The sequence below is a fragment of the Paenibacillus sp. 01T442 genome (assembly GCF_056398345.1).
The window spans coordinates 1-10,045 of sequence record NZ_JBFTPF010000119.1; the positions used below are offsets into that span (position 1 = coordinate 1).

7 protein-coding genes and 1 pseudogene are annotated in these 10,045 nt (G+C 47.2%); 7 read left to right on the forward strand and 1 reads right to left on the reverse strand.

The window, feature by feature from the left end; translation table 11 throughout:
• Positions 1 to 34 precede the first annotated feature (34 nt).
• The 5 genes and pseudogenes from AC1DLM_RS33290 to pyrE form a co-directional block, all read left to right on the forward strand.
• A pseudogene (locus AC1DLM_RS33290) lies at positions 35 to 1,183 on the forward strand (dihydroorotase); the annotation flags it as partial.
• A 183-nt stretch (positions 1,184 to 1,366) separates the two neighbouring features.
• Positions 1,367 to 2,539, forward strand: a complete 1,173-nt coding sequence (gene carA / locus AC1DLM_RS33295; protein WP_477572379.1) for a glutamine-hydrolyzing carbamoyl-phosphate synthase small subunit — start codon at positions 1,367 to 1,369, stop codon at positions 2,537 to 2,539.
• A complete protein-coding gene (gene carB, locus AC1DLM_RS33300) occupies positions 2,526 to 5,735 on the forward strand; it encodes a carbamoyl-phosphate synthase large subunit (RefSeq protein ID WP_477572380.1) in 3,210 nt (1,069 codons plus the stop codon). The genes carA and carB overlap by 14 nt, the downstream gene beginning before the upstream one ends.
• A 15-nt stretch (positions 5,736 to 5,750) precedes the next feature.
• Complete coding sequence (gene pyrF / locus AC1DLM_RS33305; RefSeq protein WP_441989020.1) at positions 5,751 to 6,479, forward strand: orotidine-5'-phosphate decarboxylase; 729 nt, start codon at positions 5,751 to 5,753, stop codon at positions 6,477 to 6,479.
• Positions 6,480 to 6,529: 50 nt separating this feature from the next.
• Positions 6,530 to 7,171, forward strand: coding sequence for an orotate phosphoribosyltransferase (pyrE, locus tag AC1DLM_RS33310; RefSeq protein ID WP_441989021.1), 642 nt, complete (start codon positions 6,530 to 6,532; stop codon positions 7,169 to 7,171).
• Positions 7,172 to 7,365: 194 nt separating this feature from the next.
• Here the strand turns inward: pyrE and AC1DLM_RS33315 are convergent, their stop codons facing one another.
• Positions 7,366 to 8,247, reverse strand: a complete 882-nt coding sequence (locus AC1DLM_RS33315; RefSeq protein WP_441989022.1) for a LysR family transcriptional regulator — start codon at positions 8,245 to 8,247, stop codon at positions 7,366 to 7,368.
• 112 nt (positions 8,248 to 8,359) lie between these two features.
• Between AC1DLM_RS33315 and dapA the strand changes: the two genes are divergently transcribed.
• Together dapA and AC1DLM_RS33325 are read left to right on the forward strand one after the other, a co-directional pair.
• The gene (gene dapA / locus AC1DLM_RS33320; protein WP_477572381.1) at positions 8,360 to 9,244 is read left to right on the forward strand and encodes a 4-hydroxy-tetrahydrodipicolinate synthase; all 885 of its coding nucleotides are present in this window, start codon (positions 8,360 to 8,362) and stop codon (positions 9,242 to 9,244) included.
• A gap of 21 nt (positions 9,245 to 9,265) precedes the next feature.
• Complete coding sequence (locus AC1DLM_RS33325) at positions 9,266 to 9,649, forward strand: RidA family protein (RefSeq protein WP_441989024.1); 384 nt, start codon at positions 9,266 to 9,268, stop codon at positions 9,647 to 9,649.
• The last annotated feature ends 396 nt before the right edge of the window (positions 9,650 to 10,045 follow it).

Consider the following 10,045-nt stretch of genomic DNA (forward strand, 5'->3'; position numbering starts at 1 on the left):
GTCATGAAGTCATTGACGCTGCTGGCAAGCTTGTCATGAAGTCATTGACGCTGCTGGCAAGCTTGTATCACCTGGTTTCATTGATATGCACGTGCATTTGAGAGAGCCTGGCTTCGAACATAAAGAAAACATTGCAACTGGAACACGTTCTGCGGCAAGAGGCGGTTTTACAACAATTGCTTGCATGCCAAATACAAGACCGGTTATTGATACCGTAGATACGGTAAATTACATATTAGATAAAGCAGCAACAGAAGGTGTTGTGCGCGTCATTCCTTACGGAACGATCACGAAGAACGAGCTTGGTCGTGAACTAACGGACTTCGCAGCGTTGAAAGAAGCGGGAGTAATCGGGTACACGGACGATGGCGTTGGCGTTCAAAGCGCGCAAATGATGAAGGATGCAATGGCGCTTGCCGCATCACTCGGTATGCCAATCATCGCACACTGTGAAGATGACACATTGGTTGTAGGAGCGCCGGTAAACGAAGGGACTTTCGCGACAAAGCATGGTCTGAAAGGTATCCMGAATGAATCCGAAGCGATTCATGTTGGCCGCGACGTATTGCTAGCGGAAGCAACTGGGGTACACTACCACGTATGTCATGTCAGCACAGAGCAATCCGTTCGCTTGATCCGTCATGCCAAACAGTTCGGCATCAAGGTTACTGCAGAAGTGTGTCCGCATCATCTTCTTCTGTCAGAAGAAGACATTCCAGGGATGGATGCGAACTGGAAGATGAACCCGCCCCTACGTACACCGCGTGATGTACAGGCTGTTATCGAAGGATTGGAAGACGGCACGATTGATATCATCGTAACGGATCATGCACCGCATACGGAAGAAGAGAAAGCCAAAGGCATGATGATGGCACCATTCGGAATCCTTGGTTTCGAAACAGCATTCTCCTTGCTGTATACGAAATTTGTACTTACAGGCAAATGGACACTTGGCTTCCTAGTGGATCGCATGACCAAAAAGCCTGCTGACGTATTCGGTCTTCCATACGGAACTTTAGAAGTGGGCAGCGCGGCAGACATTACAATCGTTGATCTGGATACAACGAAAGCAGTTGTGAAAGAAGAGATTGTTTCACGCAGCAAGAACACCCCGTTCATCGGTTGGGAGCTGCAAGGTTGGCCGGTTGTTACGATTGCTTCCGGTAAAGTTGTATACTCTTGAGTTCAAGAAATAGCCTTAATTTTAAAGCCTAAATCCCGAGAAGCATCTATACGATTGCGTTAAAATCGTGTATATTTATACAGAAAGATTAATCTTTATGCAAGTCCTTGAATCATTACATGGTAAGCATGACATCTGCGGTTCGTGAGAACCGCCTGACAATAGCGAAGGAGTTGAAAGAACATGCAGGCAAGATTGTTGCTGGAAGACGGCACTCTTTTTACAGGAAAATCGTTCGGTAGTGAAGGTGAATCCGTCGGCGAGGTTGTATTCAATACAGGGATTACAGGTTATCAAGAGGTACTTTCGGATCCTTCATACTGTGGACAAATCGTAACGATGACGTATCCACTACAAGGAAACTACGGTGTGATTCGCGATGACTTCGAGTCCGTGCGTCCATTCATCCATGGTTTCGTTGTGCGTGAACATGAAGAAATCCCAAGTAACTGGAGAGCTCAGTATACACTTGGCAGCCTGTTGAAAGAATACGGCATCGTTGGGATCAGCGGTATCGACACACGCATGTTAACTCGTAAAATTCGTCACTACGGCGTAATGAAAAGCATCATCACAACGTCCAATAAATCCGTTGAAGAATTGATGGCAACTCTTAAAAACACGCCGCTTATGACGGATCAAGTTTCCCGTGTTTCCACGAAAAGTGTATTCGGTGCTCCTGGACACAAAGAACGCATTGTACTCGTTGACTTCGGTGCAAAAAGCGGAATCATTCGTGACCTTAGCAAACGCGATTGCGATGTTGTGGTTGTTCCACAGAATGCAACTGCTGAACAAATTCGTCGTTTGGCACCAGACGGTGTATTGCTTTCTAACGGCCCTGGGGATCCGAAGGATGTTCCACACGCAGTAGAAATGATCAAAGGTTTGCTCGGCGACATTCCACTGTTCGGAATTTGCTTAGGCCACCAATTGTTCGCACTAGCTTGCGGCGCGGATACAGATAAATTGAAATTCGGTCATCGCGGCGGTAACCACCCGGTTAAAGATTTGATTTCCGGTCGTTGCTACATTACATCGCAAAACCATGGCTACACCGTTAAGGAAGATTCCGTACAAGGAACGAACCTTGAAGTGACGCACATTAACAATAACGATCGCACAATCGAAGGCTTACGCCACAAGCAATATCCAGCATTCTCGGTTCAATATCACCCAGAGGCAGCACCTGGACCATTCGACTCCAGCTACCTGTTCGATGATTTCATCTCGCTGATTCGTCAGCACAAACTAGATAACCCACAGCAGCCGCGCCAAGCGCAAATGCTTGCTCAGTGGAATGCTTCCACGGCATTGACATCTGTGAAGGAGGAACTGCAAAATGCCAAAAAATAATACACTCAAAAAGATTCTCGTTATCGGTTCCGGACCGATCGTTATTGGTCAAGCGGCGGAGTTCGACTACGCTGGTACGCAAGCTTGCCAAGCATTGAAAGAAGAAGGTATGGAAGTTATCCTGATCAACAGCAACCCAGCTACGATCATGACAGATACGAACATGGCTGACAAAGTATACATCGAGCCGATCACACTTGAGTTCGTTACACAAATCATTCGTCAAGAGCGTCCCGATGGTTTGCTTCCAACACTAGGTGGACAAACGGGTCTTAACATGGCCGTTGAACTTGCTCGTGCAGGCGTTCTTGAGAGCGAGAACGTTAAGCTTCTAGGAACACAACTTACAGCGATTGAGAAAGCGGAAGATCGTGACCTTTTCAGAGACTTGATGAGAGAACTCGAGCAACCAGTACCAGATAGCGTTATCGTCACAACAGTAGCACAAGCGGTTGATTTTGCTAATGAAATCGGCTTCCCGATCATCATTCGTCCTGCGTACACACTAGGTGGAACAGGCGGCRGTATTTGTAACACGATGGAAGAGTTGACGGAAATCGTTGCTTCCGGAATTCGTTACAGCCCAATCGGTCAGTGTCTCGTAGAGCGCAGTATCGCGGGTATGAAAGAAGTCGAGTACGAAGTTATGCGTGATGCGAACGACAACTGTATCGTTGTGTGTAACATGGAGAACTTTGATCCAGTTGGCGTACATACAGGCGACAGTATCGTAGTAGCTCCAAGTCAAACATTGTCGGACCGTGAGTACCAAATGCTGCGTTCCGCATCCTTGAAAATCATTCGTGCCTTGAATATCGAAGGCGGATGTAACGTTCAATACGCGCTAGACCCACATAGCTTCCAATATTATGTAATCGAAGTTAACCCGCGTGTAAGTCGCTCTTCAGCGCTTGCTTCCAAAGCAACTGGTTATCCAATTGCGAAAATGGCAGCGAAAATTGCGATTGGTTACACACTTGATGAACTGGTTAACCCTGTTACTGGACAAACGTATGCTTGCTTCGAACCAGCACTGGATTACATCGTATCCAAGATTCCACGTTGGCCGTTCGATAAGTTCACAGCAGCAAACCGTAAGCTAGGAACACAAATGAAAGCGACTGGCGAAGTTATGGCGATTGGCCGTACGTTCGAAGAGTCCATTCATAAAGCGATTCGTTCCCTAGAAATCGGTGTTCACCGCTTGTTCTTGAAAGAAACGGATTTACTAGATACAGAAACATTAGAACTTCGTTTGGTAAAACCAGACGACGAGCGTATCTTCTTACTAGCAGAAGCGTTCCGCAGAGGCTATACGGTGGAAACACTGCAAAATTTGACGAAAATTGACTGGTGGTTCTTGAACAAACTAAGTGCGCTTATCGCGTATGAAAAGGAAATTGCAGCGAAGGATTTGACAGCTGAACTTATTTTCGAAATTAAGCGTAAAGGCTTCACAGACCGTGCTGTTGCGGAAATTCGTACATTGGCAGGCTGCTCGACCTTCACGAAAGAAGCGGACGTTAGAACATTCCGTTTGCAAAACAACATCAAGCCAGTATACAAAATGGTAGATACATGTGCGGCTGAATTCGAAGCTTCCACACCGTACTACTACTCCACATACGAGCAAGAAGATGAAGTAACCGAAACGACGAAAGAAAAGGTTGTTGTTCTAGGATCTGGTCCAATCCGTATCGGTCAAGGGATCGAGTTCGATTACTCCACGGTTCACGCGGTGTGGGCGATTCAAGCGGCTGGTTATGAAGCGGTTATTATCAACAATAATCCAGAAACAGTTTCAACAGACTTTAACACTTCAGATCGCTTGTACTTCGAGCCATTGTTCTTCGAAGATGTTATGAACGTAATTGAGCGTGAGCAACCAATCGGCGTAATCGTTCAATTCGGTGGTCAAACGGCTATCAACTTGGCTGCACCTCTACACAAAGCTGGCGTACGCATCCTAGGTTCTGACCTAGAAAGTATCGATACAGCGGAAGATCGCAAGAAATTCGAAGCTTTGCTTAGCAAAATTTCAGTAGCTCAACCTCCAGGAGGCACAGTTACATCGGTCGATCAAGCAGTTGGTACAGCAGCGAAATTCGGTTATCCGGTTATCGTTCGTCCTTCCTACGTACTAGGTGGGCGCGCGATGGAAATCGTCTACTCCGATGAAGAGCTTCTTAGCTACATGGAATATGCAGTGAAAATCAACCCTGAGCATCCGGTTCTAATCGACCGTTACATGCTGGGTAAAGAGGTAGAGGTTGACGCGATCTGTGATAGAGAAACGGTTCTGATCCCAGGCATCATGGAACACGTGGAACGCGCAGGGGTTCACTCCGGTGACTCGATCGCTGTGTATCCGCCACAATCCATTTCAGAAGAGATTAAGCAACAAATTATCGATATCACGACGAAAATCGCCTTAGAGTTGAACGTAATTGGTCTAGTAAACATCCAGTTCGTTATTCATAACGATCAAGTGTATGTGATCGAGGTTAACCCGCGTTCTTCCAGAACAGTACCTTTCTTAAGCAAAGTGACAAACATCCCGATGGCGAATGTGGCAACACGTGTAATCATGGGGCAAACACTTGCAGATATGGGTTACCAAGGTGGTCTATGGCCAGAAGATAAATACGTTTCTGTCAAAGTTCCGGTATTCTCCTTCGCGAAGCTACGCCGCGTAGATACAACACTCGGGCCTGAAATGAAGTCCACTGGTGAGGTTATGGGTCGTGATGTGAACTTTGCAAAAGCCCTGTACAAAGGTCTCATCGGTGCTGGTATGAAGATCCCTGCTGCAGGTTCCGTCGTGGTCACCGTAGCGGATAAAGATAAAGACGAAGCGATTGAAATCTTGAAAGGCTTCTATCGCCTAGGTTACAAAATCATTGCAACAGGTGGAACTGCCGAGGCAATTGCACAAGCAGGTCTTCCAGTTACAACGGTCAACAAGCTTAGTGAAGGTTCACCAAACATTCTTGACCTCATCCGCAGCGGTGATGCTCAGTTCGTCGTGAACACATTGACTAAGGGCAAAACGCCTGAGCGTGACGGCTTCCGCATTCGTCGTGAAGCAGTAGAGAACGGTGTAGTATGTATGACATCGCTCGATACTGTAAGAGCGCTAGTGAATATGCTTGAAGCTATCAACTTCTCCTCACGTGCAATGCCAATACATGTCTAAAGGATGGTGCCAAACATGAGTACGTTAACTCGCAACGATGTTACCGGACGCATCATGGTCGCCTTGGACTACGCGAACGCGGAAAGTGCTGAAGGGCTGCTTAAGCAGCTCGAAGGCATTCCGTGTTATGTAAAGGTAGGAATGCAGCTGTTTTATGCTGCAGGTCCTACCTTTGTCGCGAGTCTGAAGGATCGCGGCTATAAGGTGTTCCTCGACGTGAAAATGCATGACATTCCGAACACGGTCAAGGGCGGCGCGGAGAGCGTGACGCGCCTTGGGGTTGATGTGTTCAATGTGCATGCAGCCGGAGGCAAGTACATGATGGAGGCTGCCTTGGAGGGTGTCGACAAGGGGCTAGCTGTAGGGGCAGCACGCCCGATTGTCATCGGCGTGACGCAATTGACCAGCACCTCGCAGCAGGTGCTGAATGACGAGATCGGCCTTGCCGGTACAACCGAGCAGGCCGTCATTCGGTACGCCCGCTTGGCGCATGCCGCGGGGCTTAACGGGGTTGTCGCGTCACCGCTTGAGGTGACAGCGATTAAGGCGGCTTGCGGTGACGGCTTCGTCACCGTGACGCCAGGCATCCGCCCGGCGGGGGCCGACATCGGCGACCAGTCGCGCATTATGACGCCGGCTGAGGCGTTCGCGCAGGGGACGGACTATGTCGTGATCGGGCGACCGATCACAGGCGCAGCGGACCCAAGAGCAGCAATTGAAGCGATTATCGATTCAATCGTGTAGGTTGTAGTTTCACTTAAATCGATCTAAAACTTGAAAGGAACGGTGAGCGTATGAGTAAGCTTGAAACAATCGCACAGCATATTGCAGCGTCGTTATTAGATATTGAAGCCGTGGCTCTTCGTCCACAGCAACCTTTTACATGGACATCGGGATTGAAATCTCCGATTTATTGCGATAATCGTTTGACCATGTCACACCCTGCGATCCGTGATGCGATTGCCGATGGCTTCGTGGCCTTGATCAAGGAGAAATTTCCTGAAGCTGAGGTTGTGGCAGGAACAGCGACAGCTGGAATCCCTCATGCAGCATGGGTAGCTCAGAAGCTTGGTCTTCCGATGATCTACATTCGCGATAAAGCGAAAGGACATGGCAAGGAGAACCTGATTGAAGGTACTGTGAAACCAGGTCAAAAAGTCATCGTCATTGAAGATTTAATTTCCACAGGAGGCAGCTCGTTGAAAGCGGCGGTTGCCGTGAAAGATGCGGGAGCTGAAGCACTTGGCGTACTAGCGATTTTCTCCTATCAGCTGGATAAAGCAACAGACGCATTCGCGGCGGCAGAAATGCCACTTCACACACTTTCTAACTACTCAACCTTGCTTGAGGTAGCTTTGGAAAAAGGGAAGATCCAACAAACAGATATGGAACTTCTACGTTCTTGGAGAGTCAATCCATCCGCTTACGGCGTATAATTGATTGCTTCTGTGACGGAAATTGACGAACGGTGTAGGATTCCTCTATACTTGAGTGGTCTTGCAACAGACAACAAGATTCTGCGTATACCAGCAGGTTACCGTTCGATCGGCGCCACACTGGGGTGCAACTCTTGAATTTAACTTTCAATTCGAAGAAGCTCTACCTTTTCGCAAAGGTGAGCTTCTTTTTTTCATTCCGCKGGTTGGTTAGTCAACAATTGAATAAACGCTTGTAAGGGTTGGGACATCCATTTTTTCGGATGCAGCACTAGCTGTAGGTCCATTGATAGTTGGTTATGTGTAAAAGGAAGCTGGGCAAGCTTGCCGATTGTCAACTCATTCGCTACCGTGATCCGAGGTAACAAGGCGATGCCTAAGCCGCTCATCACACATTGTTTGATGGCTTCAACATTGCCTAACTCGAAACCGATCTGTAAGGCGACGGCATTGTCTTTAAGTAATCTTTCAAACTTCCCTCGATAGATACATCCTTCTTCGGTGACGATAAATTCCGTGTTCCCTAGGTCGGCAAGCTGAATATCGGATTGTTGCGTTAAAGGGTGATCTAAGGGTGCAACGAAGACGAGTTGTTCTTCTCGGACACTCGTGCAAGAGAGAGTGGGATCTGCCGGATATTGATCTAATAGAAGGCCAATATCATAATCTCCTTCTTTGACCTTGGTGAGAATGGAGGCTTCGCTGTCAGGATAAAGCTGGATATTTAATCCTGGATACAGCTGTTTAAGCTTATGTAAAAAAGGTGGCAGATAATAGGCTGCTAATGAATTGATCGTACCGATGGTCAACGTTCCACTAACTTGATTGGCTATCATTTCCTTGGATTGATCATAGAGCTCTAACAATTGTTGCGTTATCACAAGTAAGCTTTCTCCAGGTGGAGTCAGACGTAATTGTCGGCCGTACCTTTCAAATAAAGGKACTCCGTATTCACGTTCCAACTTTTGAATTTGCATCGTAATGCTCGATTGAGCATAGCCTAGTTCTTCTGCGGCACGTGTGAAGCTTTTCCTACGGGCAACCTCCCGAAAGGTGCGGAAATACGTTAGATCCATATATAGCCTCGCTTTATTATCAATATTTTTGATGAGTTCTATCATTTATTATAGCTAACTGTGATGAAGAGTTCCATGCTAAAGTAAATGTACAAACAAACGAGACTGGGAGATGGTTATTTTGCTAAAAGAACAAGACCTACAGGGGTTATATGTACCCATCGTCACACCTTTTGATGAAGAGTTTGAAGTGGATGCTGCATCCTTTTATAATCAGGCTTATAACTTGTTTCAAGATGAAATAGATGGATTAGTTGTCAATGGAACGACAGGAGAATCGCCAACGATCACGAAAGACGAGCTTGGGGTGTTGTTTGCTACAGCTCAAGCCGCTCGCGACGCTGCTCACGTAGATGTGCCTTTAGTCGTAGGAACAGGTACGAATGATACGCGTTCAACTGTCCGCCAAACAGCAGAAGCAGGCAAACTTGGTGCAGAAGCTGCATTAGTTGTAGTTCCCTATTATAACAAACCAAGTCAGCAGGGGATCATTGAACATTTTCGCCAGGTGGCGGTGGTTGGTGTGCCGGTGATCTTGTATGATGTGCCGCATCGCACAGGTGTGACGCTTGAGTTGGACACGGTTCGAGCCATCCTTGATCTCGACGGCGTCATCGGGATGAAGGACAGTACGCCTAACACTGGGCTGGTCACAGAATTGACTAGACTGGGCTCTAAACCAGTTCTGTGTGGCGAKGATACGTTGCTGTATGCAGCACTGCAGTCCGGCGCTAAAGGGGTTATGAGTGCTTCAGCAAATGTGGAGACGGAGAGGTTTGTTTCTTTTATCCGCAGCTTTGTTAGCGGGGCACATGAGAACAGCCGGCGAGAGTTCGAGGAGCTGCTTCCACTTATTCGTCTTCTATTTCAAGAGCCGAATCCTGCTCCGATCAAATGGCTGCTACACCAACAAGGCGTCATCGGATCAGGCGCATTACGATTGCCGTTATTGCCGGTGACAGAAGGATTACAAGCGAGATTAGCAGCATATTTGTAAAAAGAAAGGAGCGATCGTGTAATGAATCGAACAAGAGTGTTTACGGGCTCACCTTGGGAGCCGGTGGTTGGCTATTGTCGAGCCATTCGTGTAGGTGACCGAATCGAGGTTGCTGGGACGACAGCGATGAAAGACGGCGAGGTTGTTGGCGTGGGCAACGCTTACGAGCAAACGCGGTTCATCCTTCAAACGATTGAACAGGTGCTTCTAGAGCTCGGTGCACAGTTATCTGATGTCGTGCGAACTCGTATGTTCGTGACGGATATTTCGTTATGGGAAGCGTTCGGCAAGGCGCATGGGGAATATTTCCGTGACGTGCAGCCTGTTGCGACAATGGTTGAAGTGAAGGCGCTGATCGACCCGCGATTGCTGATTGAGATAGAGGTAGAAGCGATTGTGTTGTAGGATGAGTAGATAGACGCAGTGTGTGATCAATGAATGAATGGTGAGTAGAGTAGAGTAGAGTAGAGTAGAGTAGAGTTGTGTATTGTGTATTGTGTTTGGAAAGTAGTATGTAGCGAATAGCGAATAGATGGATTTTCTCCATCTAATAACGCAGATTACTGGTGTTTTTATTGAATAGATGGAAAATGTGCAGCTAATTTCTGTTGGTTTGAACAATATCCTCCGATTCATCTGGATTAGCTGTAGAAAATCCATTTATTTCAAATTTGGAGGCAAAACACTCTGAAGCCCCCTAATTGGATTGGAGTCATCAATATGCAATAAGGTACAATATCGGTGAGGGGGAATGAAATGTATGAAAAGCAATATCCTTTATGATGAGCAACGCATCAAAGT

Bases quoted from the DNA above. Each gene is read 5' to 3' on its own strand.
- AC1DLM_RS33325 (WP_441989024.1), top strand. From the start codon at position 9,266: ATGAATCGAACAAGAGTGTTTACGGGCTCACCTTGGGAGCCGGTGGTT.
- pyrE (WP_441989021.1), top strand. From the start codon at position 6,530: ATGAGTAAGCTTGAAACAATCGCACAGCATATTGCAGCGTCGTTATTA.
- carA (WP_477572379.1), top strand. From the start codon at position 1,367: ATGCAGGCAAGATTGTTGCTGGAAGACGGCACTCTTTTTACAGGAAAA.
- pyrF (WP_441989020.1), top strand. From the start codon at position 5,751: ATGAGTACGTTAACTCGCAACGATGTTACCGGACGCATCATGGTCGCC.